The organism is Desulfosporosinus youngiae DSM 17734 (assembly GCF_000244895.1).
Lineage (GTDB): Bacteria > Bacillota > Desulfitobacteriia > Desulfitobacteriales > Desulfitobacteriaceae > Desulfosporosinus > Desulfosporosinus youngiae.
Window position 1 is genome coordinate 3,319,373 of the sequence record NZ_CM001441.1, and the last position, 25,769, is coordinate 3,345,141.

At 43.8% G+C, this 25,769-nt stretch carries 30 protein-coding genes and 1 riboswitch; of the genes, 7 read left to right on the forward strand and 23 right to left on the reverse strand.

Annotated elements, in window-relative coordinates:
• Position 1: 1 nt before the first annotated feature.
• Positions 2-143, reverse strand: a riboswitch (cyclic di-AMP (ydaO/yuaA leader).
• 371 nt (positions 144-514) lie between these two features.
• From DESYODRAFT_RS15425 to DESYODRAFT_RS15445, 5 genes are all read right to left on the reverse strand, one after another.
• Complete coding sequence (locus DESYODRAFT_RS15425) at positions 515-1,882, reverse strand: PFL family protein (protein ID WP_007784525.1); 1,368 nt, start codon at positions 1,880-1,882, stop codon at positions 515-517.
• Positions 1,883-1,921: 39 nt separating this feature from the next.
• A complete protein-coding gene (locus DESYODRAFT_RS15430) occupies positions 1,922-2,218 on the reverse strand; it encodes an ACT domain-containing protein (RefSeq protein ID WP_007784526.1) in 297 nt (98 codons plus the stop codon).
• Positions 2,219-2,516: 298 nt separating this feature from the next.
• Positions 2,517-2,843 carry a HesB/IscA family protein gene (locus DESYODRAFT_RS15435; protein ID WP_007784527.1) on the reverse strand — a complete coding sequence of 109 codons (327 nt, stop codon included), beginning with the start codon at positions 2,841-2,843 and terminating at the stop codon, positions 2,517-2,519.
• A gap of 93 nt (positions 2,844-2,936) precedes the next feature.
• Positions 2,937-3,176 carry a hypothetical protein gene (locus DESYODRAFT_RS15440; protein WP_007784528.1) on the reverse strand — a complete coding sequence of 80 codons (240 nt, stop codon included), beginning with the start codon at positions 3,174-3,176 and terminating at the stop codon, positions 2,937-2,939.
• 25 nt (positions 3,177-3,201) lie between these two features.
• Positions 3,202-3,831, reverse strand: coding sequence for an HD domain-containing protein (locus tag DESYODRAFT_RS15445; protein ID WP_007784529.1), 630 nt, complete (start codon positions 3,829-3,831; stop codon positions 3,202-3,204).
• Positions 3,832-4,005: 174 nt separating this feature from the next.
• Here DESYODRAFT_RS15445 and DESYODRAFT_RS15450 point away from each other — a divergent pair, with 174 nt between their 5' ends.
• The gene (locus DESYODRAFT_RS15450; RefSeq protein ID WP_007784530.1) at positions 4,006-4,740 is read left to right on the forward strand and encodes a tetratricopeptide repeat protein; all 735 of its coding nucleotides are present in this window, start codon (positions 4,006-4,008) and stop codon (positions 4,738-4,740) included.
• Here DESYODRAFT_RS15450 and DESYODRAFT_RS28275 read toward each other — a convergent pair.
• Entirely contained in the window at positions 4,730-5,161 is a 432-nt protein-coding gene (locus DESYODRAFT_RS28275) for a hypothetical protein (RefSeq protein WP_042338655.1), read from the reverse strand. The two genes, DESYODRAFT_RS15450 and DESYODRAFT_RS28275, sit on opposite strands and share 11 nt — an antisense overlap.
• A 224-nt stretch (positions 5,162-5,385) precedes the next feature.
• On the reverse strand, positions 5,386-7,188 hold the full coding sequence (gene pepF / locus DESYODRAFT_RS15460; protein WP_007784531.1) for an oligoendopeptidase F: 1,803 nt from the start codon (positions 7,186-7,188) through the stop codon (positions 5,386-5,388).
• Positions 7,189-7,609: 421 nt separating this feature from the next.
• On the opposite strand from pepF, the gene pheA reads away from it, so the two are divergent.
• Complete coding sequence (gene pheA / locus DESYODRAFT_RS15465; RefSeq protein ID WP_007784532.1) at positions 7,610-8,473, forward strand: prephenate dehydratase; 864 nt, start codon at positions 7,610-7,612, stop codon at positions 8,471-8,473.
• Positions 8,474-8,591: 118 nt separating this feature from the next.
• Here the strand turns inward: pheA and thrC are convergent, their stop codons facing one another.
• Positions 8,592-10,070 carry a threonine synthase gene (gene thrC / locus DESYODRAFT_RS15470; protein WP_042339769.1) on the reverse strand — a complete coding sequence of 493 codons (1,479 nt, stop codon included), beginning with the start codon at positions 10,068-10,070 and terminating at the stop codon, positions 8,592-8,594.
• Positions 10,071-10,277: 207 nt separating this feature from the next.
• Here thrC and DESYODRAFT_RS15475 point away from each other — a divergent pair, with 207 nt between their 5' ends.
• Complete coding sequence (locus DESYODRAFT_RS15475; RefSeq protein WP_042338659.1) at positions 10,278-11,666, forward strand: uridine kinase family protein; 1,389 nt, start codon at positions 10,278-10,280, stop codon at positions 11,664-11,666.
• Positions 11,667-11,807: 141 nt separating this feature from the next.
• Here the strand turns inward: DESYODRAFT_RS15475 and DESYODRAFT_RS15480 are convergent, their stop codons facing one another.
• The 7 genes from DESYODRAFT_RS15480 to DESYODRAFT_RS15505 form a co-directional block, all read right to left on the reverse strand.
• Positions 11,808-11,993, reverse strand: coding sequence for a 2-hydroxymuconate tautomerase (locus DESYODRAFT_RS15480; protein WP_007784535.1), 186 nt, complete (start codon positions 11,991-11,993; stop codon positions 11,808-11,810).
• Positions 11,994-12,007: 14 nt separating this feature from the next.
• Entirely contained in the window at positions 12,008-12,364 is a 357-nt protein-coding gene (locus tag DESYODRAFT_RS15485; RefSeq protein WP_007784536.1) for a GIY-YIG nuclease family protein, read from the reverse strand.
• A gap of 3 nt (positions 12,365-12,367) precedes the next feature.
• On the reverse strand, positions 12,368-13,186 hold the full coding sequence (locus DESYODRAFT_RS15490; protein WP_007784538.1) for a menaquinone biosynthetic enzyme MqnA/MqnD family protein: 819 nt from the start codon (positions 13,184-13,186) through the stop codon (positions 12,368-12,370).
• 16 nt (positions 13,187-13,202) lie between these two features.
• Positions 13,203-13,961, reverse strand: coding sequence for a fumarylacetoacetate hydrolase family protein (locus DESYODRAFT_RS15495; RefSeq protein WP_007784540.1), 759 nt, complete (start codon positions 13,959-13,961; stop codon positions 13,203-13,205).
• 129 nt (positions 13,962-14,090) lie between these two features.
• The gene (locus DESYODRAFT_RS29590) at positions 14,091-14,222 is read right to left on the reverse strand and encodes a hypothetical protein (protein ID WP_282433033.1); all 132 of its coding nucleotides are present in this window, start codon (positions 14,220-14,222) and stop codon (positions 14,091-14,093) included.
• A 62-nt stretch (positions 14,223-14,284) separates the two neighbouring features.
• Positions 14,285-14,935 (reverse strand): endonuclease III, encoded by a 651-nt coding sequence (gene nth / locus DESYODRAFT_RS15500; RefSeq protein ID WP_007784541.1) that lies wholly within the window; start codon positions 14,933-14,935, stop codon positions 14,285-14,287.
• Between the two features lie 17 nt (positions 14,936-14,952).
• On the reverse strand, positions 14,953-16,008 hold the full coding sequence (locus DESYODRAFT_RS15505; RefSeq protein ID WP_007784542.1) for an HD-GYP domain-containing protein: 1,056 nt from the start codon (positions 16,006-16,008) through the stop codon (positions 14,953-14,955).
• Between the two features lie 163 nt (positions 16,009-16,171).
• Between DESYODRAFT_RS15505 and DESYODRAFT_RS15510 the strand changes: the two genes are divergently transcribed.
• A complete protein-coding gene (locus DESYODRAFT_RS15510; RefSeq protein WP_007784543.1) occupies positions 16,172-16,924 on the forward strand; it encodes a TSUP family transporter in 753 nt (250 codons plus the stop codon).
• Positions 16,925-17,032: 108 nt separating this feature from the next.
• On the opposite strand, the gene DESYODRAFT_RS15515 is transcribed toward DESYODRAFT_RS15510, so the two are convergent.
• The 3 genes from DESYODRAFT_RS15515 to DESYODRAFT_RS15525 are packed head-to-tail and all read right to left on the reverse strand — an operon-like array spanning position 17,033 to position 19,670.
• A complete protein-coding gene (locus tag DESYODRAFT_RS15515) occupies positions 17,033-18,157 on the reverse strand; it encodes a VanW family protein (RefSeq protein ID WP_007784545.1) in 1,125 nt (374 codons plus the stop codon).
• A 17-nt stretch (positions 18,158-18,174) separates the two neighbouring features.
• Positions 18,175-18,948, reverse strand: coding sequence for a PRC-barrel domain-containing protein (locus DESYODRAFT_RS15520; protein WP_007784547.1), 774 nt, complete (start codon positions 18,946-18,948; stop codon positions 18,175-18,177).
• A gap of 20 nt (positions 18,949-18,968) precedes the next feature.
• The gene (locus DESYODRAFT_RS15525; protein ID WP_042338663.1) at positions 18,969-19,670 is read right to left on the reverse strand and encodes a hypothetical protein; all 702 of its coding nucleotides are present in this window, start codon (positions 19,668-19,670) and stop codon (positions 18,969-18,971) included.
• Between the two features lie 384 nt (positions 19,671-20,054).
• Here DESYODRAFT_RS15525 and DESYODRAFT_RS15530 point away from each other — a divergent pair, with 384 nt between their 5' ends.
• Complete coding sequence (locus DESYODRAFT_RS15530) at positions 20,055-21,107, forward strand: sensor domain-containing diguanylate cyclase (protein ID WP_007784550.1); 1,053 nt, start codon at positions 20,055-20,057, stop codon at positions 21,105-21,107.
• A gap of 69 nt (positions 21,108-21,176) precedes the next feature.
• Here DESYODRAFT_RS15530 and DESYODRAFT_RS28745 read toward each other — a convergent pair whose 3' ends face one another.
• The 5 genes from DESYODRAFT_RS28745 to DESYODRAFT_RS15550 form a co-directional block, all read right to left on the reverse strand.
• Entirely contained in the window at positions 21,177-21,323 is a 147-nt protein-coding gene (locus tag DESYODRAFT_RS28745; RefSeq protein WP_007784551.1) for a hypothetical protein, read from the reverse strand.
• Positions 21,324-21,521: 198 nt separating this feature from the next.
• The gene (locus DESYODRAFT_RS15535; protein ID WP_007784552.1) at positions 21,522-22,136 is read right to left on the reverse strand and encodes a YigZ family protein; all 615 of its coding nucleotides are present in this window, start codon (positions 22,134-22,136) and stop codon (positions 21,522-21,524) included.
• A 2-nt stretch (positions 22,137-22,138) separates the two neighbouring features.
• Positions 22,139-22,528: a thioesterase family protein gene (locus DESYODRAFT_RS15540; RefSeq protein ID WP_007784554.1), complete on the reverse strand. Its 390-nt coding sequence runs from the start codon at positions 22,526-22,528 to the stop codon at positions 22,139-22,141.
• A 150-nt stretch (positions 22,529-22,678) separates the two neighbouring features.
• Positions 22,679-23,101, reverse strand: a complete 423-nt coding sequence (locus tag DESYODRAFT_RS15545) for a CBS domain-containing protein (protein ID WP_007784556.1) — start codon at positions 23,099-23,101, stop codon at positions 22,679-22,681.
• Positions 23,102-23,224: 123 nt separating this feature from the next.
• Positions 23,225-23,947 carry a demethylmenaquinone methyltransferase gene (locus tag DESYODRAFT_RS15550; RefSeq protein ID WP_007784558.1) on the reverse strand — a complete coding sequence of 241 codons (723 nt, stop codon included), beginning with the start codon at positions 23,945-23,947 and terminating at the stop codon, positions 23,225-23,227.
• A gap of 216 nt (positions 23,948-24,163) precedes the next feature.
• On the opposite strand from DESYODRAFT_RS15550, the gene DESYODRAFT_RS15555 reads away from it, so the two are divergent.
• Both DESYODRAFT_RS15555 and DESYODRAFT_RS15560 read left to right on the forward strand, forming a co-directional pair.
• On the forward strand, positions 24,164-24,505 hold the full coding sequence (locus DESYODRAFT_RS15555; RefSeq protein WP_007784559.1) for a PadR family transcriptional regulator: 342 nt from the start codon (positions 24,164-24,166) through the stop codon (positions 24,503-24,505).
• 30 nt (positions 24,506-24,535) lie between these two features.
• Positions 24,536-25,720, forward strand: coding sequence for an MFS transporter (locus tag DESYODRAFT_RS15560; RefSeq protein ID WP_007784560.1), 1,185 nt, complete (start codon positions 24,536-24,538; stop codon positions 25,718-25,720).
• Positions 25,721-25,769: the final 49 nt, after the last annotated feature.

Genomic DNA, 25,769 nt, shown 5'->3' on the forward strand with positions numbered 1-25,769 from the left:
TTTGTCCACCTTTCTTAGCTTACGAGGTTAGTTGACGGATTCGGGCAGCAGGTGTAAGCCCTACACGTGAAAAGACAACGTGATTCACCCCAAAATAATCCCCCGCTCCAAAGTACAGGATTTGGATTCAGCTCTTACTATAATTATTAGTATTCGGGACAAACAGAAAATGTCCTTCAAAATTTTTAAGGGAAATTATTCCTATACTGTAGAAAAAGATCTTTTCTGGGCATTATGCGGACTCTTTGACACGAATCCAGGTCCCAGGGGGTAATCTTTTCTGTCAAATCTCTATCTTCCTTGGCTCGATTATTAAGGGATCTCGCTAAAACTCCTATAACAGTGTATCCCGATTTTTTGAGATACATCCAGCCAGTATTTTCCTCTCAATCAAGTTTTAGCCATTTAGGTTTTAGACATTTTCCATTAAAGGTTACTTCAAAAAGAGATTAAGACCTCAATTTAAATCCTGAGGTCTTAATCTCTTTTAACGAATCAAGTCATATTTCCGACGTTAATTAGTAAGGCTGATAATCGGGGCAGGTATTCGCCCGCCGCGATGCACAAACATGTTTGACGAATAAGGATGTATGGCTATAATAGGCGCTCCTCCCAAAAGCCCTCCAAATTCCACCCGCTCTCCTGCCTTCTTGCCAATGGCCGGGATCACTCGAACCGCCGTTGTTTTCTTATTAATCATCCCTATAGCCGCTTCATCCGCTATAATCGCTGAAATCGTTTCTGAACTGACATCACCCGGTAAGGCAATCATATCTAAGCCAACTGAACAGACACAGGTCATAGCTTCCAGCTTATCAAGGGTTAAGGCTCCTTCTTCCACGGCTCTCACCATTCCCGCATCCTCTGAAACCGGAATAAAAGCACCACTCAAACCTCCGACGTGAGACGAGGCCATCGCTCCTCCCTTTTTAACGGCGTCATTCAGCAAGGCCAAGGCTGCAGTGGTTCCATGGGTTCCACATCGTTCAAGACCCATATTCTCAAGGATTTCTGCGACACTGTCTCCAATTGCCGGTGTCGGCGCGAGAGAAAGATCGACAATTCCAAACGGAACATTTAAGGATTTTGAGGCAGCTCGTCCGATGAGTTCCCCCATACGAGTGATTTTAAAGGCAGTTTGCTTAATCAAATTGGATAGCTCACTAAAATCTGACTGGGGATATTCTTTTACAACCTTTGCGACAACCCCCGGACCACTTACACCGACATTGATCACACAATCCGGTTCTCCTACGCCATGGAAAGCGCCGGCCATGAAGGGATTATCTTCCGGGGCATTGCAGAAAACCACTAATTTTGCAGCCCCTATCCCATCTTGCTCCGCAGTAAGTTGGGCAGATTGCAGAATCACATTCCCCATTTTCAGAACCGCATCCATGTTAATTCCTGCTTTTGTGCTGCCAATATTCACTGACGAACAGACAAATTCAGTCTCACTGAGTGCTTGCGGTATAGCATCAATAAGTGCCATATCCCCGGCTGTAAACCCTTTTTGAACAAGGGCGGAAAAACCACCGATAAAATTGATTCCGATCTCCCGGGCGGCCTTATTTAACGCTTTAGCAATCCGTACCATTTCCTCTGAGTTCATCCGGGCTGCCGCAATCGCTATGGGTGTTACCGATACCCGTTTATTGATGATAGGTATCCCGTAACGAGCTGAAATTTGCTCGCCTACGGCCACCAATCGTCCGGCATTCTTAGTGATCTTATCGTAAATGTTTGTCTCCAGCTTACCGATATCATCGGTGCAGCAGTCCAGCAGGCTGATTCCCATTGTAATAGTACGGATATCAAGGTTTTCTTTATGTATCATGTTAATCGTTTGTTGGATTTCTTCGCGTGCGAACGTGATTGTCATGATTTCCCTCCACTATTTCCTTAATCCTCTGGGATTCCTCTAGATACGGTGCATAAACCTAAAAATATCTTCGTGTTGAACCTTTACCTGCAAACCTTTGCCATTTCCCTCTTGTTCCAGTAAGCGCGCTAATTCCACAAGCTCTATGGTAGATGGTTCTAAGTCGACGACCATGATCATCGTGAAAAATTCGTTCAAAATGGTTTGACTAATATCCAATACATTGACACGATATTCCGCAAGACGCCCGGTAACCCAGGCAATAATTCCAATCTGATCACGTCCTAATACAGTGATAATTGCACGGTTAGAGTTTTCATTTTGTGTCATAGTCATGGTTCTTCCTCTCTTTTATAGACTAAGTATCTATTATGGGGATTAGACTAACATATATACTCAGTATACTCAAGCCCTATTCAAGCTTAATACAAAGTGCATTGCCAATTCGAAAATATTTACCCGTTTGAACTTTGCAGCCCTATAAAAAAATGCTGTAAGGGGCAATTCATGAATTGCCCCTACCATCTTGCCAATTATACTTTCCGCTGCCTAAATAAAGAGAGCTCAATTTCGAGCTCTCTTTAACATTTCATCCACATTCGAGAACCCACTCATAAGTGGTGTTCCGTGTTATTTATGAACAGCTGCCGCCGCAACTGTCGCCACAGCCGCCGCCGGATTTCGCAGTACGAATTTCGAATCCGCCGCCATGGCTGGATTCAATAAAATCAATGACTGCCCCTTCTAAGTAACTGGTAAGTTTTTTATCCGTTAGTATGGATACACCGTGTTCTACATCGAGAATATCTTCATCCGTTTTTGACTCTTCCAGAGTCATGCCGAAATTCGGCCCACCTCAGCCAACGCCTGCAAGATAAAGGCGGAGAAATGCATCTTCTTTATTTTGGTTTTTAAGCACTTCTTTAACTTTCTGGGCAGCTATTTCAGTAATATTAACCATTATCTTCACTCCTTTTTAACCAATTCAACTTAATATACCATACTTCTCGTTTTTTTAAAAGGCAAACTGCCAGAACAACAGCCCCGCGGCAGATTAAACTTCTTTGCCGCTTCCGTTTGGTTGGAAATCCTTCCAGAGTCGCCGTACTTCGACTTCTATACTTGCCGGAAGATCCTGTGACAATCTTTGCCATTGTCTCAACTCACCTTGAATTTTCTGGACCCAGTTCTGCTCTTCCGGCCATGCAATAAATGCTTTGGGCTGGGGAACAAATAGAGTTTGTACGAGTCCCAGAAAAACAACAAGAGTTAACAAACGCCAAAACCAACGCATTTTTTTGACTCATCCTTTCAAGCCGTTATACATTGCTAGCTTGTCCAGAAAGAGATAATTTAAGTCGTTCGGCATGCAGCTCTTGCCAAAAGCCTTCCATGTAAAGAAATAAAGGATCAAAATAGGCTTTAGCAGTCTTTGTAAACAAATGCTCTCTATAGGTACTAATCTTTGCCCGGTAAAACTCTTCACAGGAGTTTTCACCAACCAAAGTCCACCCTTCTGCCCCGGCCAATGTAAATAATCGAGCTAACCCGATTGCTCCCACGAAATCTAATTTGTCGGCATCATACAAGATTTTTGCCTCAAGGGTCTTGGGTTCATGCCCTGCTTCCCGGGAATGAGAGATAATTGCCTCTTTAACCTGTTGAACGACGTCCTCTGAGTACCCGTTTTTTTGCAAAATAGTCACTGCCAAACTTGCACTGCTTTCAGCATGGGTTTTTTCAACGGCACCTGAACGGCCAATATCATGAAGAAGGGCTGCTAACTCTATGACCGCGGTATCTGCACCTTCCGCTTGGGCAAGTTTTTTGCCCCATTCCCTCACTCTCAGTGCGTGTTCTAAATCATGGGCCCGATCCTTTCGAGAATAAAATCCTTGAGCCACCTGAATAATCTGTTGAAACTTATCTTGTGATGCTGTAGTTTCCATAAATAACCCCCATCCAGAGCCTAAACATAACTATGATCTACACTCCGTGCTAAGGTGTAACAACCTAAAATCATCTTATGCCTGGATTTATTCCTTGTCAAGTTTTCCATTTTCAGGTTATGGAAGTTTAAATGCTATGCTATAATTGGCCTAGGATTCTTGAAAGGAGTGCTTATGCGTAAACGATATTCATCCCGGATAATTTTAGTTGCATGTCTGCTGATCATAGCCGGGCCAACTGCTTATTATTTCTTAAGCAACAATTCTTCCTCTCCCTTTGCGAGTCACACGAACCAAACCCAACCCTTAGATGAACCGCCTGTTCCTTCAACCTCTCCTGCGGTAAATACAGAGTCTTCATCTCCAGTTGAAACTGAACAGGTCCTACCGGCTCCTAAGCCGGTTCATATCTCGGATCCTCAGGCAGTCCTTCTCTATGAACAGGGGCTTAAGCTTTACTATCAACGCAGTTACCCGGAGGCACTTGATCGTTTCAATCAGGCTTTACAAATCGACGCACTCTGTTATGAAGCGTTAAACGCTAAAGGGGCTACCTTAGCCTTTCAAGGGCACCATGATCAAGGGCTTGCTCTGATAAAGCAAGCCCTTGAACTCAATCCATCGTTTGTTTATGCCCAATTTAACCAAGGTCTGGCTTTAGAACTGGCCGGTCGATGGGATGAGTCAATCGCAGCCTATCAAAAAGCATTACAACTCGACCATAGAGATACATGGAGCTATTATGGCATAGCCAGCATTTACGGCCGTCAAGGAAATGTTGACAAAGTCCTGGACTATTTGAAACCAGCCATCGAACTTGAGGCAGAGGTCAAGGAAGTCGCCCGTAACGAACATGATTTTCTCCCCGTTCGTAATGATCCACGATTTCAGGAGTTGGTCAAACCCTAACCCCTACCCTGAAAAAAGCCTCCGGGGTTAGACAGGGGGTTGGTTCTACTGTCTGGCTCTGGGGCGGAGCGCTTATCTGCACGCGTCTGCGAGTTCCGCCGCTGGCTCGCTGGACGGTTCGCGAGCGCGTCCGAACCTCTGGGTATTTCTGCATGTGAACCTGCGGCGCGCTACGGGGACGCGAACCGTCTGCGCTCGCCTTAGCGCGGCTCCACTGACGCATCCGCTTAGCAGACAAGCGCTCCTTCAGCCAGTTTGTTGGGAATGTAAGCAGAACTTTGGGGGGAGGCTGGTAAGGCTTCGTGGAATCTTTTTCATCTTCTGATGGTGCTGCGACAGCGGCATGGCAGGCTGCCCTGAAAAAGACCCCAAAGACATGCAGAAGAATCCCCAGACCCGCAAGCAGGGCAGCTTCGTCCACAGAAGCGAACCCATTGCATGGAGAGGCGATAAAAGCCCACAAGACGGTGCGGGGATACGGAGCCACGGGTTCACATCAGGTATTACCCTGAGGTTTGGCGGAGTCCCGCACCGGCGAGTGGGCCAGCCTCGGAGTGCTGCGGTGAGCGGATGTGGACGAAGCGGCCCAACCCGGACACAGCTCCTTTTCATCCTCTGCTGCTGCCACGGCAACAGCATGGTCGGCTACTCTAAAAGCTTCTCCAACTTCTCCACAAGTTCCGAGAAAACCTGCAGCGCATTCCGTACAGGTACGGGAGTCTCCATATCCACGCCCGCTTTACGCAGCAATTCGATGGGATAATCTGAACTACCGCCGCTTAAGAACTCTAAATACCGGGTTACTGCCGGTTCCCCTTCTTCCAGAATCGCCCGGGCAAAAGCAATTGCCGCAGAGAAACCTGTAGCATATTTATAAACATAAAATGCGTTGTAAAAATGAGGTATACGCGCCCATTCCAGGGCAATTTCCGGATCAAGGACAACCTCCTGACCATAGTATCGGGCATTTAAATCCCGATACATTTCAGAGAGGTTTTCGGCCGTTAAGGCCCCGCCTTCCTCAACGACTGAATGAATCTTCTTCTCAAATTCAGCAAACATGGTTTGCCTGAAAATAGTCCCTCGGAACTGCTCTAAATAATGGTTGATCAAATACGCCAGAGTTTTAGAGTCCTTTGTTTCTTTTAAGAGATGCTCCATTATTAAGGATTCGTTTAATGTCGAGGCTACCTCAGCGACAAAGATTTTATATCCGGCATAAAGATGGGGCTGTTTGCGATTTGACAAATAGGTGTGCAATGAATGACCCATTTCATGAGCGAGAGTAAACATAGAATCCAGTGTATCCTGATGATTCAGCAGCACATAGGGATGGGAGCGATAGGTCCCCCAAGAGTAAGCTCCGCTTGTTTTCCCTTCATTTTCATAAACGTCAATCCAGCTCTTGGCAAACCCTTCTTCCAGGATATTAATATAATCCTTTCCCAGCGGCCTCAATCCTTCGACAACCATTTTCTTCGCTTCTTCATAGGTAATGGTCATGCTTGTTTCAGGTACGATGGGCACATAAATATCATACATATGTAATTCATCAAGTTTCAGAGCTTTTTTACGGAGTTGGACATACCTGTGCATCTGAGGTAAGAACTCGTGGACTGTATCAATCAGAGCATCATAAACCTTTAACGGAACCCGGTCATCATCTAAAGAAGCCTCCAGGGCTGACGGATAGCGCCGTGCTTTAGCAAAAAATACGTCTGACTTTACACTGGAATTCAAGGTAGCTGCCCAGGTATTTCTTTGCTTGCCATAAGTACTGTAAAGAGTTTGGAAAGCTTCCTTGCGCACCTCCTGCTTTTGGCTCTCCATAAATTGAATAAAGTTCCCTTTAGTTAACTCAACAGATTTGCCTGATTCATCGGTAATACTGGGAAATTTAAGGTCAGCATTATTAGCCATGGAAAAGATTGCTCCGGGCGCCTCTGCCAGCTCCCCAACTTCAGCTAATAATCGTTCCTCCACGGAACTAAGAATATGTTCCTTCTTGCGCAGAATATCATCCAAGGCATGGTTATAGAGTTCCATCCCGGCAGATGCTGCGCGGAATTCGTCAAGTTTTCCTTCCGGCATAGCCAGTAACTCCGGAACTACGTAAGAGGCAGCGCTGCTCACCTTGACAGCAAGCGCTCCCGCCCGGTCGGTTAAAGCCTGATAGTTGGCAATTCGATTATCTTCATCCCGCCTCATACGGGCGTAGGCATACACTTCTTCAATCCGGAGACTTAAATCATCCATCCATTCAAAACAGGAGATTAAAGTATCCGCATCATCCGCTAAATGACCCTGAAATTTCTTCCCCTCATCCAAGAGTTTTTCCACATGGGCGAACTCTTTCTCCCATTCATCATTATTGGCGAAAATATCTTCCAAATGCCACTTGTCCGCTTCCGGAATCTCTGATCTGGACTTTAAGGTCTGTTGTTCCACTAATTTACCCCCCTATAAATAGTTCCTATCTTATTATATACATCAAGCCGGAAAATTACTATTTTCTCAGGGCCATGATCAGGTAAGGAAGCCCATACTGCCGTAAAACAAAGCGAAACAGGCAGCGTACGTTCCACTGCCTGCTTCACCTTGTCCACTATCCCCTAGGAAGGTTCCCCAACCTTCCTAGCTATATTTTACTAAATCACAGCGCCCTATGCAAGTGACTGATTATTTGTATTCGACAATAAACTTGCTGATAATCTTTATCTGTATTATGATAGTAAAAAATATTTAATATTCATCATGAGTTTACATAAATATCCTGACTACTAAACGGCCTGAGGTTGGAACATGAGATTCTGACTCGTCCCTTGAATGGATGGGGCAGATCCTTTTTATTTATGGGAGGAAACTAAACATGAAAAAAATGGGCTTTTTAGGGCCAAAAGGCAGCTTTTCTGAGGAGGCAATTCACTTATTTCTAGCCACACAACCTGAATTTAAGGATTCACCGCCTGAGCTTATTCCCTTCCCTACCATACCGCGGTTACTGTTCGCCTGTAATGATAAAGAAATTGACTGGGCTTTTGTCCCTTTAGAAAATTCAACGGAAGGGCAAGTCGGCGTAACCATGGATACTCTGGGGCAAACCGAACATCTTTATATCACTCGTGAATTTGTCCATCCTATTGATCAATGCCTTTTAACCCACGAACCTATGTCCCTTGAACAAATCGAGCGAATTTATTCTCACGAGCAGGCGATTGGGCAATGCCGGGAATTTCTTGAGAAACACCTGCCTCATGCTCAACAGGTCACTTGTCTAAGCACGGCTGAAGCGGCTCATCGGATTTCTTCAATCCGGGAAAACTGGGCGGCTATAGGACCACGCCGAGCCGCCCGGCTTTATAACCTTCATCTTCTGCAAGAATGCATTCAGGACGTCACCTTAAATGCCACGCGCTTTGTACTGGTCGGTCATCATCTTGCGGAAATGTCCGACGGAGAAGATAAAACATCTCTTCTGGTTATTGCTGCCAATACGCCGGGTTCTCTCTATCGAATCCTAGGGGAATTCGCTAAACGCCAAATCAATCTTAGCCGCATTGAATCCCGTCCCTCGAAACGGAAACTAGGCGAGTATGTTTTCTTTGTGGACGTAGACGGCTATGTTTTTGCTCCTCCCATTCAAGATGTTCTATGGGCACTCAAGCAAGAACGTATTTCCGTTAAACTACTGGGGTCCTACCCCAAAGCACTGCCCGATGAGAGAATATTTTAATTCTTTCTTTCATGATTATTTAGACGAAAGAGGAGCTGCGCTAAAACTATCAACAAGTTTTCGCGCAGCTCCTTAACTCTTCCCGTCTACTCCCGCCAATTAGATGTTTCTTTAACCTTCATCCGACGAACATCGTTTGGATTAAGTCGGCAATCCCTTCCGGTGTACAAGAGCTGACTGTTTTCTCCGGCTTATTTTCCAAGCCCTGTAAACCTTTAGGGATTTCCCAGCCCGTTAATTGATTTAAACGCTTAAGAGCTTCCCATTCATCCCGGCAGCTCTCTTGGTTCACTCCATCCAAACCTCTTATCACATTCGATGAAAACTTGAAAGGGCTTGCCGTTGAGGCAATAACTGTGAATGTTTGATCCTTTGTCTCAGAGCGGTAATCCTCGTACACTTTCATAGCAACCGCAGTGTGAGGATCAAACACATACTGATAGGTTTGATAACTTCTGGTTATTGTTTCAAGAGTTTCCTCTTCATTCGCCCAACCGGCATAAACTGTATCCTGACAGGCTTTTAGGGTTGTTGGATCAACCGTAAAGGTTCCCTGCCGACTCGAATCGTACCAGGTCCGAATTTTCTCCGCATCTCTTCCACTCATCTCATAAAGAAAACGTTCGAAATTACTGGAAACTAAAATATCCATGGAAGGGGAGATAGTTTGATAGAAGGCTCGCTGGCTCTCATAAACCCCGGATGCAAAGAAATCGGCTAAGACATTATTGCTGTTTGAAGCGCAAATAATCCGGTCAAGGGGCAGACCCATGCGCTTAGCATAATAAGCGGCCTGTAAATTTCCGAAATTTCCGGTAGGAACCACAACGTTCATCTTACCCCCCGAGGGGACTTTTCCCTGTTTTACGGCCTGCAAATATGCCCAGTAATAATAGACGATTTGAGGCAGAAGCCGGCCCCAGTTAATTGAATTTGCGGAGGAAAAGATCAGCTGTTTCTCTTGAAGCTGAGCTTTTAAGGTATCGGAACCAAAAATTTGTTTTACGGCAGTTTGACATTGATCGAAGTTTCCCTTAACCGCAACAACATGAGTATTAGAGCCTTCTGTTGTGGTCATTTGACGTTCTTGAACCGGGCTCACGCCTCCCTCAGGGTAAAAGACCACGATATGCATACCTTTTCTGTCTTTAAACCCTTCTAAGGCTGCTTTCCCAGTATCACCAGATGTTGCTACCAGAATTAAAACCTCTTCATCCCGGTTAAACTGTTTAAGACTGATCCTCAATAAGTCGGGCAGCACTTGCAGGGCCATGTCCTTAAAAGCGGCCGTGGGGCCATGCCAGAGTTCCAACACTCCGAAGCTGCCCAGAGAAACTAAAGGTGCCGGGTCTTCTCCATCAAATGTTCCATCTGAATAGACATTGACAATTTGAGAAACAGCTTCCTCGGAGAAGTCCGTTAAATATGGCATCATAACACGTTTGGCAACCTCACCATAGGTTAACCCCTCCAAGTCCTGCCAATTCAAGTCGGGAAAAGCTGAAGGAACGAAAAGTCCCCCGTTTGGTACCATTCCTAAAGTGATGGCTTGTGATGCAGTTTGGCCATGCAGATTACCCCGTGTGCTTTCGTACAATACGTTTCCCTCCTTGACCTTTAATTTAGACTGATTATTTACATCATTCGCGGTATATTCGCCCAATAAGAATAAATATCCTCCTTATAAAAAAGACTTATGTAAATGACCATTTGATTTTAAATTTTAATCTAAAAATTGAAGGAAAGCAATCATTCTTGTTGAATAACCATTTTAATGCAACTAAGATTGGAAAGGAGAGCAGGAATGTCAGACTACTCAATACGTAAATATCGACAAAGTTTGGTTATTGGACTCATTGGAGTCGTGAAAGACCTTTTTCCTGGTGAACAACTCAAAATTTCTCACTCAATCCTTGACGGTGTGTATTGCGAACTTGAAAATTCTGTTTTATCTTCAAGGGAAACCCAAAAAATTGAAAATTATTTAAGAGCTTGGGTGCTTTCAGATCAGGCTATCTCTTATGAAACCGGAAAGGATCATCTCTATCGCTGCCGCATAAACGATGAAATGATCACAACAATCTATCAGCCGCTGGAGCGATCAGGTTCTTTAACGTATTTTAAATTAATTCACTTTTTGCCTGGTTTTATTCTCCTCTTTCCGAATGCTAACCATCCGGAGTCTCTGTCTCCCTTTGTTCCTCCGGAAAAACTCTCAGCAACGTTTTCCGAAACTCAGCGTTGGTTAGAAAATTTGCACCTCTCGAACGTTCAAGATGTCAATGCCATTATTTCTACAAAGTCTTCCCACGATCTAATCTATTTGGCGGAAGCCTTACATGAAAAAAAGATTTCCTCGATTGCGGATCGGATTTTTGAGCAGCGTTCCAAAGTCCGGGTCATCCTTATATCAGGGCCAACCTCATCAGGTAAAACGACCTTTGCTCAACGACTTTCGACCCAATTACGCGTCAATGGTCTGCGTCCAGTTGCTTTATCTCTCGACAATTACTTCTTGCCTCGAGAAGAAACCCCTCTTGACAGCAACGGACAATACGATTTTGAGTGCTTGGAAGCCCTTGATTTACCCTTACTGGCCGCCCAGTTAAATGCTCTTATTGGGGGATCAGAAGTTGAAACTCCGGTCTTTGATTTTGTCTGCGGCGGACGCTGCCCTGCCGGCAAACCTATGCGCCTCAGCTCCGATGAAATTCTGGTTATTGAGGGGATTCACGCTTTGAATCCAGCCTTATTGCCTTCACTTGATCGGACCCAAATGTTCAAGATTTACGTAAGTGCCCTATTCCAGCTGAATATTGATGCCTACACTCGGGTTCCTACAACAGAGGTCAGGCTCATCCGCCGGCTTGTCAGAGATGATAAATTCCGCGGGACCGACCCTGCCCGAACTCTTGCCCAGTGGGAGAGTGTCCGCCGAGGGGAAAACAACAATATCTTCCCTTATCAGGAAGAAGCGGATGTCATGTTTAACTCCAGCCTTCTATACGAACTCAATGCTTTACGTCCCTATGCCGAACACTTATTAGTCTCTATTACCCCGGATTGCCCTCATTATGAGATGGCAGTCCACCTCCTGACTCTTCTCTCCTTTTTTGATACTTTAGATATTTCTAAAGTTCCCTTTAACTCAATTCTCAGAGAATTTTTGGGAGGAAGTGCCTTCAACGTATAGCATGGGGGCCTAATCCTAATTTGCCCCTAACCTATGGATGAGTCTATCAACCAAATCCATCAGCTCAATAATAAAGCCAAGTGCGAAGTTCAGTCTTGCTTCGCACTTGGCTTTTTGCTTATACTCTGATCATAGTGCAGACTATTTGTCACTGGCCAGCTTCCCGGCTTTGGCATAGTTTTCCCTGGCCATATCCCGAAGGATGATTGAAATACTCTCCGCTGGAGCCCCAGTCGATTCCATGATAGCCTGAGTGACTTTCTCTACGAGTAAGCGTTTCTGATCAAGTGTACGTCCTTCTAACAGATCGATTTGAACTATTGGCATGGTATACCTCCAAACTATTTATTATCAAGGGATCCATCCCCGGAATGAATGAACTCTTGAGAAACCTCTAGAATTGAGAAGGTGAGGTTGCGTCGTTCTGCAAGCTGGGAAATGCGGTCCGGTTGATTTATTAGCTGCTCCTTTTCTATTCGCGGGCATTGTTTTATAGCGTACTCTAAACGTAAAGCTTCACTCCACGAGCCAACCTGCCAGGCTTGAGCCAACGTAACCGGAAGATGCGAGGCTGTGTATCTGGCTCCTTTCCCTCTCGCTGTACCGTTATGTTCTTTCAGTCTCCGCCTAAGATCGGTTGTCGCACCGGTATAGATCGTATTGTTTCCGCACCTTGCCAGGTAAACCCAATATTCCATCCTTTACTCCTTAGGCCAAAACTCAAGGACCGGACGGCTGGGCAGCAAATTCAGCTCAAAACATTGATTATAGTATTTCTCCAGCCCTAAGACCAAGTCATGATCAAGTCCGTAGTTAAACTGAGCAAAATAGTCCCGCCAGTATTCCAGCGATCCTCCAAGCATCATTTGGCATGTCCTTAAAATATCATCCATATTGCCCAAAGCCTTAGCCTTTGCTTCCAGAAGCAAATCATAAATGCGCATTATCTCTTCTTCTCGTTCAGCTAAGAGACTCTTAGGAAATGCCCAAACAGCATAGGTCATAGAGCAGCCTGTGTGTTTATGCCATTCTTCACCCAGGTCGTAGATATAACACTCCGGGCGCAGAAGCGCAGCTTGTATTGCTGCATCTCCGATCAGGAGTGCCGCATCCGCTTTGGCAAACATTTCCGGGAGATTAGCCGGCATGGTTAAATAGCCAGGGGTAACTCCATAGTAATGATGGAGTAAAATCTTAGTAAGATTAACGGACGTTGCTGAAGCATTTGTCAAAGCAATCGTCAAACCTTCCAAATCCCCTATGGGGACTTTAGAGAATAATAGAATTGATCCTACTCTTCCGTTGGTCGAGACCGAGAGGTTCCGCAAAATCGCGTAGTCCTTCCAATGCTCACCATAGGAAAAGGCACTGATCGGAGCCATATCAATCCGACCTTCAGCCAGCATTGCATTATGCCCTGTTGGTTCTGCCGTAACTGATTCGAGTAAAGGATGCTCTTTCTCTAAGTAATAAAACATTGGCAGCATATTAGTATTTGGATTATGTCCGATGCGAATCATGCTTGTACCCCCATGCCTACTCTACAGTGTTTCTTAATTCTCCAATACTTTGCAGTCTGACAATAACTTCATCCCCTGGCTGCATAGGACCAACCCCTTCAGGAGTTCCGGTCAGCACCACATCTCCTGGATTAAGCGTCATAACCTGAGACATAAAACTCACTAGTTTTGGTACTGAGTTTATAAAATAACGGGTATTCGAAGACTGCTTGATTTCCCCATTAAGCAGCAGCTGAATATCTAAGTGGCTGGGATCAATATCTGTCACAACCCACGGTCCAATTGGACAAAAGGTATCAAATGATTTTCCCCGAGTCCATTGACCATCTTTCTTTTGCAAATCTCTGGCAGTAACATCATTGGCGCAGGTATAGCCAAAAATAGCCGCGGCGGCTTCGTTTTCAGGAACGTCTTTGATTGTCTTGCCAATGACGACAGCCAGCTCTGCTTCATAGTCAACACGCTGGCTGACTTTAGGGCAGATAATCTGAGCATCCGGACCGATGACACTTGTCTGCGGCTTCATAAAAATAACCGGATCTTCAGGTAAGGCATGATCTAACTCTTCAGCGTGCAACGCATAATTAAGTCCTACACAAATTACTTTACTGGGTTCTACAGGAGCAAGCAAGGTAATTTCATGGCTGGATAACACAGCATCCGTCGGGTTGCTTTTGGAATCTAAAAAGGGTCCATCCAGAAGGCGCACCTTCTCCCCTTCGACGATACCATATCTAATCTCGTTTTTACTATCTAAGAAACGGACATATTTCATAAAGACCAACCTTTCTTAATGGACAAATATGGGAGGAGATCCTTGGCAGCCTTTCATGCAGTTGACGCAGCACCATCAGAGGATGAAAAAGAGAGCGCTCTCGGGTCGGGCAGCTTCGCCCACATCCGCTTACCGCAGCATTCCGAGGCTCGCCCACCCGCCGGTGCGGGACTTCGCCAAACCTCCGGGTAATACCTGATGTGAACCCCTGGCTCCGTATCCCCGCACCGGCTTATGGGCTTTTACCGCCTCTCCATGCAATGGGTTCGCTTCTGTGGACGAAGCTGCCCTGCTTGTGGGCTTAGGGATTCTTCTGCATATCTTTAGGGCCTTTGTTCAGAATAGAACTTACAAACCTGATTAACAGGGCATTCCTCACAAGCAGGCTTCCGGGCACTGCAAATTCGCCTTCCATGAAAGATCAAAAGATGATGGACCAGGGACCAACGTTCTCTTGGGAAAATCTTCATCAATTCTTCTTCAACCTTCTCCGGGGTTTTCCCGCGGGCTATGCCTAAGCGGTGGGCAACTCGAAAAACGTGGGTATCGACAGCAATTGCCGGAATTCCAAAGGCGTTACTGACAACGACATTGGCAGTTTTGCGTCCGACACCCGGGAGACTCCTTAATAATTCTAAATCCGCAGGTACTTCTCCATTAAATTTCTCAACGAGCACTTTGCAGGCCGCAAGTATATTTTTAGCTTTATTATGAAAGAGACCCAAGGAACGAATCTTACTCTCAAGTGCGGTTTGCCCTAAATTAAGGATCGATTGGGGAGTATTTGCTTCCGCAAATAGGGACGCAGTAACCAGATTCACTCTTTCGTCGGTGCATTGAGCGGATAAAATCGTAGCTACCAATAGCTCAAAAGGGGTGTTGTACTCCAACTCACAGTGAGCATCCGGGAATCTCTCTTGTAAAGCATCACAAATAAACTGTGAAACTGGCTCATTAGAACCAATCTTTGTCATTATCTTACCTCCGCTGTCTAGCTTAAGACTTCCTGAATAAAGATCGTTCGTTTTTCCACCATATTATACTCTTTCATCCCATTTGATCCAAATTCTGACCCATCAAAAACCCGGACGATCGGCCTTGCCGGCATGCTTAAATTCTGATCCACAACAACCCCGATTTCACCTGTATTTAATTTGACCGTGATCCCGGTCGGATACGCAGCAATACTTTTGAGGAATACCCGGACCATTTCTAAGGGGTAGAGCACACCGGCCAGTCCCATTAAAATTTCACAAGCTTCATGGGGCATGATTCTCTTTCCACTGCTTTGCTCGGATGTCATCTTATCATAGAGATTGGCAATCGCTACAATCTGCGCCAAAGGGTGAATTTCCCCTTCTTTCAGACGTCTGGGATAGCCGGTACCATTTATATGTTCATGATGTTGAAAGGCAATATGGGCGATAACCAAATTAAGATCTTTTCGCTTTCTGAGCTCCTCAAAACCAAGGGTTGTGTGTGTTTTGAGGAGCTCAGCTTCTTCAGCCGTCAAATCATCGTTTGCTAATAGCTTAGGGTCGAGATGTACCTTGCCAATATCATGGAGTATGGCACCAATGGCCAAATTTTCAAGCTTTTCGCGGTCTAATAGCATGGCCTTCCCTAAAATGGTTGAGAGAACACACACATTAACAGAGTGGGCAAAGATTTGGTTGTCTAAGCTGCGCATCTCCATCATGTTGACTAGTATATCCTTTTTAAATAAGATCTCCTCGACAATTTTGTTGATAATCTTTTTCAAGTCAAAACCATCAAGATCTTTGCCTAATCGAACAGACCTTGTGCTTTTCTCCAGAATCTCCATGGCCTCACGACGATGCTCTTCGCTAATAACATCTTCAACTATCACATCGTCAAAACGATCATCTTCAATGTAGAGAATAGAAATTCCCATATCTTTTAATTTCGCTATATACAATGGAGTAAGTTTAACTCCTTTCCCTAGCAGGATTCTGCCTGAACTAGAGAAAATGGTTTTACCCAATACATCTCCCATTGTTAACGAATTCACACTTACTTGCCGCACTTAGATAGTTGCTCCTTCCTGTTGAAGCATCATTTTCAACACCCTGCACTATAATCCTACACTATTTTCAGCGTTTTTCCCAGTCTGGGTTTTATAACAAGTATATACTCAAGCTGCTTTCAAGGAGTATACTATAAAGGGATGTTGAATGTGAGGTAAAACTATGTCTCTTGATCTAATCATAATATGTACCTTTGGCTTTATTGCTGCGATGGTCGATGCTATTGCCGGAGGAGGCGGGCTTATCAGTCTGCCGGCCTTGCTGATGGTCGGGCTGCCCCCTCATTTTGCACTGGGTACTAATAAATTTGCTGCATCGCTGGCTTCTTTGAATAGTTCTATCACCTTCGCCCGGTCTGGTAAAGTGCACTTTCCTCTGGTTAAGTGGCAGATTCCCTTTTCTTTGCTTGGCGCCTTCCTGGGTGCTTGGGCCGTACTTGGTGTTAGTTCGGATTTTTTAAACAAAGCGGTCTTATTCTTGATTCTTTTTGTAGGAATATACACTCTTGTCCGTAAAAACTTAGGGATGGAAAATAACTTCAAAGGCCTCAGCTCATCGAAAATAGTTATGGGATGTTTATTGGCCATGTTCTTAGGATTTTATGATGGATTTTTTGGACCGGGAACTGGGTCCTTCCTGATTTTCTCATTCATCACACTCTTTGGCTTCGACTTTGTTTCCTCTTCCGCAAATTCTAAAGTATTAAATTTCTCAAGCAATATTTCTTCTCTTATTTTCTTTGCCTGGAATGGGAAGATTCTTTACTCTATTGGAATCCCTATGGCTCTATTCATGATTTTAGGCTCTTATGCGGGTACCAGGCTTGCCATTCATCATGGTCCGGAGCTTGTAAGGCCTCTTTTTGTTATAATGTCTATCCTAGTGGCCGCCAAACTTATTTTTCAGTTCTTGTAACAATCCGGGATTAAACTGTAATACTGCTGAAAAACCAGATTGACTCGCGAATAGGGCGCTAACCCCCTGTCCGCGAGTCAATTCTTTTGAATAAATACTTTATAAGACCTATTTAGGATCTTTATCCCAGGATTCCGGGCCAATAGGATAACCTTCCGGCTTCCGAAGCTCAGGATGTTTTTCATCCGCTACTCCAAATAATCGTATTCTAAGCCAGTTTGGTCCAATTCGTGCACTTATTAATAAATATCCCTTTGTATTATTGCGAAAGCGAAAATCAAGAATTCCATAGGCCACTGTGGCATCTTGTCCTCTCCGAACATAAGATACCGCCAAAGAATGGCTGTGCCTTTCTTCAATAGCTAGATTAGCTTGGAGGACCGCTTGATAGAGAGTACTTGAGTCTTGGCAAATCCCTCCTCCAATATCTTTGATCATCGACTGATTTACAAAAACAACTGAGGGGGAATAACCAGAAGCTTCCGTACGTTCTCCCACTACCTCATTGAAAGAAAACACGTCTCCCGGCGGAATCAAACGGTTATTCAAGGCCAAAGCGGCCAAACGAACATTATTCGTTCGCAGCTTATCCAGGGGATTAAAATATGTAGTGTAATCTCCCAAATTATTAACAATTTTATTGATATCAGACGTGCTTGGCTTAGCGGGAATAACATTTACACTAGCTTCTACCTGCTTTTGTTGGGGCTCCTGGGAAATCTTCAGCCAGGTCGCTTCAATATCCAATTCCTTCCCTGCTGCCCCATCGGACTTTTTTAACTGACCATCTGCAAAGCTGATGGTTGCTGAACGTACAGGTTGATTGATCTTCAAACTAAATGCTTGCAGCTGTTCAAAGATTTCAGCTTGGTTTAAGGAAATACTGCCAAATGAGGTGACGTCAGAAGGCCGGGCGAGATTTTGAAGGACATCCTCAAACCAAGAACCCGTGGTGACAGGATAGACTCGATCCAGCCATAATTCAATCTCCGCATAAGTTTTATCCCACTTTAAGGGATAAACTTGTCCTTCATACGTAACAGCCGTCGGTAATTTTTCTCTTATTAGAGCAGATACTTGGGCTCTATTGAGTCCAGTCAGATCCTCGCCCCAGACCATTAAACCGGATGGTGCTCTGTCACGCGTATTACCATATGAAACGACCGTTCCTAACCCTAATGTGAAGCATAATTGAAACAATAAGGCTAGGATAAACAACTTAGTTTTTATCATAAATCACATTAACCTTCTCAGCTTTTTCGCAAATGAGAAGTTACTTCCATTAATGTGCTTCTGGTCGTAATATTTGCAACCATTTCAGGTGTAATACTTTCACCAGCATGTAAAATATCATTATTGTCCAAGACAATGTCCTTATCAACCTTTTTGCCAATGAAATATTGGAGTTGGCGCTGCTCAAACAAGTTAAAATCAGCTTCTTTTTCCGCAGCAGATTCTGCCGTTTCAGCAATATCCTCAACGTTGTCTAAGGTCTGAATTTGAGATTCAGCTTGAATTAGTGGTTCATTGCTGAATTCTAGGCTCTCATGATTTGTAGGCGAAGGTTCCCCTTCAATGATCAGTAATTCTTTACCTAAGGTAATGATTTTGTCTTTATCAATTTCCTTCATCTGTCCCTCTGATTCAAAAAGACACGATGCAATAAGACCCGTCTCTTCATCAATAATGATCTCTTTTACTTCTCCAATAAGTTGACCCTTTTTAGTCAAAACTCTAGTTCCTATTACGCGGATATCTTGCTTTAGGAGATGTTGCACCTCGGTATTTTGAGCAACATCTTGAATTACCTGCTGATGGGGGATCGTAATTGCAAACTCCCCAAGGCCCAAAATATCCGAATAGGGGATAACTTTTGCTCCAAAATAATCAGATGGCTGATCAATAATCAAAAAATCCAGAGATTTACTCTGCTGATTAAGAACCAGATCCTTTATAACCCCAACTTGTGTCCCATCTGAGATACTAATAACTCGTAAACCAATAATTTCGTTTGTCGGCTTCATGGCTAACGCCTCCTATTCAATTAAGAAATACTTGTGATAGTTTCCTTGGTCATCCAGGCGTCAAAGCGATTTCGCAGTTCTGGATTAAATTGAGGTAAATAATTCTGAATATGTACCTTTAACTCAGTTAATGCATAATCACGCTCCTCCAGATTATTCAGCAGCCAGTAGTAATCAATGATTAAATAAAAGGCTAAATCAGGCACTGGTTTTTGAGCTAAAGCCCGGGAAAAATAATAAGCTGCTTGTTGGAAATTCCCTGAACTTTTTTCGTCAAATCCCATATCGATAAGTTCCTCAATGGTTAGGGAACCTTCGGATCGTTCAATGATCTCTATCGAGACATTATTATCCACCGGATAGTCTTCTTCAACTAGCGGTTTTGCTTCAACAACAGCTTCTGAGGGCATAGTATCTACTTCCTCTATTGCTTCTGCCTGGCTTATCTCTTCTTCCTGGCCTATCTCTTCTACTTGGTCTATCACTTCTGCTCGGCCTATCTCTTCTGCTTGGTCTATCTCTTCTTCTTGGCCTATCACTTCTGCTTGGCCTAGCTCTTCTGCTTGGCCTAGCTCTTCTTCCTGACCTATCGCCTCTTCCTGACCTATCACTTCTGCTTGGCCTAGCTCTTCTGCGCGGCCTATCTCCTCTGCTTGGCCTAGCTCTTCCGCCAGTTGCTTTCTTGACCATAATATACTACCACAGATAACCATAATCATCACTGACAAAAACCACCAAAGTGCCCAACCTAATCGAAGAGCCCTTGGAAACATCAAGACCGCACCCATTACTAAAAAAGTGACCGAAAACGCCCTCATGCGGGATATTCCAAATGCCTTAGCTTTCTGTATAAAAAACACAAAAAATGGTATGCTCCCTAAAATTACGGTTACTTCATATATCAGAATAGGTCCCCCTTTATCTTGGCCATTCTGTATTTAAAAATTCGACAGAACTCCTGTTTCTCCTTCTTCTGTCTCCTCTGATTTGCATTTTTAGGGTATTATTAATAAGCTTTTTTAGAAAAAATAAAAGTTGGAAAGGATTATTTAATCTGAATAGAGAATAATATAATGTTTTAAGAATGGGTTATAGGGGGCATAGGTATGTCAAGTGATCACAAAACTGATCCAGAAGACACTTCCAAATTACTGCAAAGAATAAAAGTATTAGAAAACCAATTAGAGGAAATACGTTTACAGACAAACGTTCTTTTAGACATTGCACGTGCTCTTAATGCTTCTCTTGATCCAAAGGTAATAGCCACCAATATTATAAGCGCCATTGCCTGCCTAATTAGTATTGATCAAGCAAGCGTTTGCCTTTTCAATGAGAAAACCCAAACGTTTGAGGTTATAGGAGTCTTCGACTCACGCACCATCTCACCTCAGATACCTTCAAATCTTGATTTGTCTTTTCTTTCTCAAGTATTATCAAACGGTGTGACCTATTATTGTCCACCCGGAAATAGAACACAAAATTGGGAATGGATCTGTTGTCTGCCTCTTCAGAATGCCCAACACAAAACAGGTACCATTAACATTCACTCTATTCGCCAGCCGGAAATCACTCCTGAACAAATGAGATTCTTAGAAACTGTAGCCGGTCACGCCACTTCAGCGTTGGAAAACGCCCTTCTTTACGCTATAGTAGAACGCGAATCAATCACGGATGGATTAACGGGTGTCTATAATCATCGTTACTTCCAAAAGCGTTTGCGCGAATACATATCCCTCTGCCAACGTCATAAGCGGTCAGTAACCTTTGGCTTACTTATGATTGATGTTGACAATTTCAAACACTTTAACGATCGTTATGGACATCAATTTGGGGACACCGTCCTTAAAACGATTGTCCGGGAGCTTCGCAATAATTTAAGAGAAGAAGACCTCATTGCCCGATATGGAGGGGAAGAATTTGTCATTCTTATCCCGGAAGCTACTGAAAAAATCGTATTATTTATCAGTGAAAAAATACGGCAAGTTGTGGAAAAAACCCAAGTACTGAACCCAGCGACGGACAGTTATGTATCTGTCACTATAAGTATCGGAGTGACTCTTTGGCATCCCTCCGATTCACCCTCTATTGTGATTTCAAGAGCAGATCAGGCTCTTTACCAGGCCAAAACAACAGGACGTAATCAAAGTATCTATAAGTAACAGGAATGCCTAAAACACCCCTTCAAAATAATGAAGGGGTGTTTTTACGACCTGCCATTTAAACAAAGACTAGGCTTCAATTGCTCTGCGAATCGATCTGCCGTTTTTGGGTAAATTGACCGTTAATTTAACAAGCTGTAAACATGAAGCTGTAATAACCACTGCGCATCCCCCAAGAAATCCTCCGATAATTAGAGCCGGAATGAAAGCTAACATAGAAACAACTCCCTTCATTCATTTTTTTTACGAGAATAACTTGCACATTCTTCGCTGATCATTATTTGCTGTACAATCATTAATTGTTCTGATACTCATCATTAATATTACCAGATATATATAAAAAAAGAAAGTGATTGTGTTCACTTTCTTAAAGTTTTATTATTCTAAATCGGGAGACTTTTCTGACTAAATGGACTACCTCCAGACAACCCCCAGCGCCTCAAATTGAACTTGTTTTCTGGTGAAGTCATTGATCCATTTTTCGAATAAACCGGTTTCTTGTTCAGGGACATGAACAGTAAGCTTAATCACATCACTGAAATCTTCTTCTTGAATGATCCAAGTATGTTGGTCAAATTGATATTTAAGCGTTTCGTACCATTGATAGGGCACACGAAGGGCATAGATCTGATAAAGAGTTAACGTTTTTAATTCTGTCTCATTAATAACTTGCCGGGCAGTCCCGCCATACGCTCTGGATAGTCCCCCCGTTCCTAAAAGGATACCGCCAAAATATCTTACAACCACTACTAAAACGTTCCAAATATTCCGATGTTGTAGAATATCCATAATCGGGCGGCCACCCGTCCCTTGAGGTTCACCGTCATCGGAGGATTTCTCAATAAATCCATTGTGCAGTCGGTATGCGTAAACATAATGACGGGCATTGGGATAGTCATCGCGAATCTTCAGCATAGCCTTTTCAATTTCCTCCAGGGATGAGAGGGGAATGCCAATACAAATAAAGCGAGATTTATCAATCACTTGTTCTCCGGTTATAATCCCAGAGAGTGTATTAAACCCTTCCACGCCTAAGACTCCTGTTTACGATTTTGGGTTTTAGCAAGGAAAGGTTCAATATCGATGATAAAACGCTCATGATTTCCTATACCGATCTGCCCGGCTTCATCGCATGCTTCTACCTGAAAAACTAGCCGGCGGCGGTCTATTTCAAGTAGTTCTGCCGTTGCGAAGACTTTAGCACCCAGAGGCGTAGCCGCGGTATGTTTTATAGTTATTGAAGTCCCTACACTAGATTGACCTTGCGGTAATTCTAAAGCATTCACAGCAGCTTGTTCCATAAGCGCTACCATTGCAGGCGTCGCGAAAACTTCAAGTTGTCCACTGCCCATGGCCTTGGCCGTATTTGAGACAGTGACGGTCGTTTGCGCCTGTCCTTTTATTCCAACATTTAACGTCACAGCAAGCACATCCTTCTCTTAGTAATATTGTCGTTATTTCTCATAAGTCTATCACAAAACTCTCATAACAGATAATAGCGTTGTGATTTTCTCACAACGCTATTATTTTACCAGTTCAACCTATATCCTGCCAAGTCACTGCCGGTAAATTTAATGACGGGCCCCTTGCGAAATATCGCTTAGTGCATCACCGGCTTCATTAATATGAATCTTTTCAATCGCCAAATCTCCTAAGGCTACAATACCAACTAGTTTGCCCTGTTCCACGACCGGCAATCTGCGGATTTGGTACTCTGACATTAAATGAGCAGCCTCATGAACATCCTGATCAGCCGTTACTGTGATAACCTGGGAATTCATAATATCTTTAGCCGTTTTGCTTTCCCAGTTTAAACCATCTGCGATAACTTTTAAAACGATATCTCTGTCTGTGATCATTCCAATAACCTTTTTGTCTTCACAAATAGGGATTGAACCGACATCTTTGTTCTTCATTAACCGCGCGATTTCTGCTATTGAAGCAGTTGGAGCAACCCAATCAACCTGCTGAGTCATAACGTCACGAACTTTCATACTTATCCCTTCCTTTAAACGTTAATTATTTCATATAACAAGGATAGTATGAACTCCTTTGCTTCGAATCATGCAAATTAAATAAAACCCCCACTTGAAAAGCGGAAGTATTATTCGCTGCGGCTAATCACGTGGTTTTGTTCCTGAAACGATGGCTACAACACCACCGGCCAAATTCGTAAAATGAGCATCCTGGAGTCCACATTCCGCAAATAGTTTGACTAATTCTTCCTGAGCCGGAAACTCTCGGGCTGAGTCATGAAGATATTGATAGGCACTAGCCTTCTTGGCCCATACTTTACCCATTAAGGGAATAAGCTTTTCGAAATATAACCAATAGGCTTGTTTAAAACCGAAAAGTGATGGTTTAGCCATATCCAGTGATACGACTTTTCCTCCCGGCTTAACATTCCTTACCATTTCCCGTAAACCCTGACGCAAATCCGGCAGATTTCTCAATCCCCACCCCACAGTCACACCGTCAAAGGAATTATCCGAAAAAGGAAGTTCCATGGCATTTCCTTGAATAAATCGAATATGTCCGGGATTCGAGGTTTGAAGCAATGATTTCTCGGCAACCTCCAACATTTTTTGCGAAAAGTCCAAACCTGTCACGCTTCCTTCAGGAGCGACTGCCCTTCCTAATTCCATAGAAAGCTGGCCTGTCCCACAGCAAACATCAAGAATATGCATGCCAGGCTTTGCACCGACTTCCTTAACCGCCAGGCGCCGCCATCGCTTATCCATTCCCAGACTCATTAAACTATTCATTAAGTCATAACGCGCTGCTATTGCATTAAACGTCTCTTTTACATAAGTTGCTTTATCTTTCCCTGCAAAATCCATCCTAATCTCCCTATCTAACGGTTTTTAATGGTTTCAACGAGTTCTTTTAAATAGTATTAACAGTTTCTTAAATACTACCCCTACATTAACATCTTGTCCAGAGACTAAACAATTCTACCTTTGCAATAGATTAAAGGTTGTTGACATTATGCGGCCACGGCAATATAGTGTAAAAAACAGTACACTGCAAAAAACAGTATAGCGAGGAGGAAACCATTGAATCGATCTAAACAAAGCCGTCATACGAATGCCTTTATTCTTCTCCTTTTAGAAGAGTCGGAATCTGCTTACGGTGCCCAGATTCTCTCACGCTTACAGGCAGATTTGCCCTTTTGCTTAACAGATAGCCCCAGTGTTTATCGTGCTCTTCAAGAAATGGAAGACAAGAGTTGGGTGAAATCGAGTTGGATAGCTCCAAAGACCGGTGCTCCTCGCAAATGGTATTCTATCACGCCCCAAGGGCGGATGGCACTCCATGATTACGCTAAAGACATTACTCAACGTCAAGCCAACTTTAACTACTTTCTTGAGCATTATGGTCGTTTAATGCAAAAATGATTTCCGTATTATCCGAAAGGAGCCTCCTTCATGAATCCTAAGCAACCTATAGAGTATTCAACGATCGGCATACTGTCCTTGGCTCATATGCTAAACGACATGTACAGCAACTATCTGCCGCAAATGCTCCCGTTTCTTGTAGCCGCCACATCCCTAAGTGCCACTAGAGCAGCAATCTTAGTTTCTGCTTTTACTATAAGTTCATCCTTCATCCAACCAATCTTTGGCTACTTCCTCGACAGGCAGGGAAAACGTTGGTTGGTCCATGTGGGCACACTATGGATGGCGATCATGCTCAGCTTGACAGGTCTTGTCAGTAACTATTTTCTTCTGGTACTCCTGGCCGGTTTAGCCGGTCTTGGAACTGCCGCTTTTCATCCTCAGGCATCAACCATGATTACTGCTGTAAGCGGCAACCGAAAAGCGGTTCTCCTATCTGCTTTTATCGCTTTTGGAAATATGGGTTTTGCACTTAGCCCGCTTCTGCTCGTTCCCTTATTTCAAACCTATGGGCTTAGAGCCACTGTTTACACAGTTATCCCCGGAATTCTCGTCGCCTTGCTGCTCTTTTTCTTTGCCCCTAAAAATACTGTGCTTAGCGGAGCCCCCCCGACCTTAACTGACGTATTACGTTCTTTGAAAAATGCTCGCACTGAACTGCTGGCAATTACCAGCGTCATTGCAATTCGTGCTTTAGCCTATACCGGATTGTTAACCATCCTTCCTTTATACTTTCATGCCCAAAATCTTTCTTCCATCGCTTCAAGTCATTTGGTCTTTATCATGCTCTTCTCCGGAGCAATCGGCGGAATTCTAGGTGGATATATATCCGATCGTTATGGTCGTAAACTATTGATCGTAAGTTCACTGGTCTTGGCTACCCCTCTATTTTTTGGTTTCACACACACTCAGGGCACTCTAAGTGTTGTTTTCTTAGCCCTTGCAGGCGCTTCTCTATTGTCCAGCTTTTCGGTAACCGTTGTTGCAGCACAGGAAGCAATTCCTAACAATAAGTCTTTAGCAGCTGGATTGACAATGGGGTTTGCCGGAGGAATCGGAGGCCTGATGGTCATTTTAATCGGTCGCATAGCAGATCTGCATGGTTTATCTACGGCAATTTCCGTACTGTTCTTTCTCCCCCTGGCAGCAGGTACTACCGCCTTATTCATGAAAAAACGCCCTACGGCAAAATCAGAACGAGTAACCGCACCATAAACATACCTTGGCTCCGCCATCAAAACTGGTTCATTGACAAATAGAGCCT

Coding starts and splice junctions, on each gene's coding strand:
- DESYODRAFT_RS15425 (WP_007784525.1), bottom strand. CDS start 1,882: ATGACAATCACGTTCGCACGCGAAGAAATCCAACAAACGATTAACATG.
- DESYODRAFT_RS15430 (WP_007784526.1), bottom strand. CDS start 2,218: ATGACTATGACACAAAATGAAAACTCTAACCGTGCAATTATCACTGTA.
- DESYODRAFT_RS15440 (WP_007784528.1), bottom strand. CDS start 3,176: ATGCGTTGGTTTTGGCGTTTGTTAACTCTTGTTGTTTTTCTGGGACTC.
- DESYODRAFT_RS15445 (WP_007784529.1), bottom strand. CDS start 3,831: ATGGAAACTACAGCATCACAAGATAAGTTTCAACAGATTATTCAGGTG.
- DESYODRAFT_RS15450 (WP_007784530.1), top strand. CDS start 4,006: ATGCGTAAACGATATTCATCCCGGATAATTTTAGTTGCATGTCTGCTG.
- pheA (WP_007784532.1), top strand. CDS start 7,610: ATGAAAAAAATGGGCTTTTTAGGGCCAAAAGGCAGCTTTTCTGAGGAG.
- DESYODRAFT_RS15475 (WP_042338659.1), top strand. CDS start 10,278: ATGTCAGACTACTCAATACGTAAATATCGACAAAGTTTGGTTATTGGA.
- DESYODRAFT_RS15480 (WP_007784535.1), bottom strand. CDS start 11,993: ATGCCAATAGTTCAAATCGATCTGTTAGAAGGACGTACACTTGATCAG.
- DESYODRAFT_RS15485 (WP_007784536.1), bottom strand. CDS start 12,364: ATGGAATATTGGGTTTACCTGGCAAGGTGCGGAAACAATACGATCTAT.
- DESYODRAFT_RS15490 (WP_007784538.1), bottom strand. CDS start 13,186: ATGATTCGCATCGGACATAATCCAAATACTAATATGCTGCCAATGTTT.
- DESYODRAFT_RS15495 (WP_007784540.1), bottom strand. CDS start 13,961: ATGAAATATGTCCGTTTCTTAGATAGTAAAAACGAGATTAGATATGGT.
- nth (WP_007784541.1), bottom strand. CDS start 14,935: ATGACAAAGATTGGTTCTAATGAGCCAGTTTCACAGTTTATTTGTGAT.
- DESYODRAFT_RS15510 (WP_007784543.1), top strand. CDS start 16,172: ATGTCTCTTGATCTAATCATAATATGTACCTTTGGCTTTATTGCTGCG.
- DESYODRAFT_RS15515 (WP_007784545.1), bottom strand. CDS start 18,157: ATGATAAAAACTAAGTTGTTTATCCTAGCCTTATTGTTTCAATTATGC.
- DESYODRAFT_RS15520 (WP_007784547.1), bottom strand. CDS start 18,948: ATGAAGCCGACAAACGAAATTATTGGTTTACGAGTTATTAGTATCTCA.
- DESYODRAFT_RS15530 (WP_007784550.1), top strand. CDS start 20,055: ATGTCAAGTGATCACAAAACTGATCCAGAAGACACTTCCAAATTACTG.
- DESYODRAFT_RS28745 (WP_007784551.1), bottom strand. CDS start 21,323: ATGTTAGCTTTCATTCCGGCTCTAATTATCGGAGGATTTCTTGGGGGA.
- DESYODRAFT_RS15545 (WP_007784556.1), bottom strand. CDS start 23,101: ATGAAAGTTCGTGACGTTATGACTCAGCAGGTTGATTGGGTTGCTCCA.
- DESYODRAFT_RS15550 (WP_007784558.1), bottom strand. CDS start 23,947: ATGGATTTTGCAGGGAAAGATAAAGCAACTTATGTAAAAGAGACGTTT.
- DESYODRAFT_RS15560 (WP_007784560.1), top strand. CDS start 24,536: ATGAATCCTAAGCAACCTATAGAGTATTCAACGATCGGCATACTGTCC.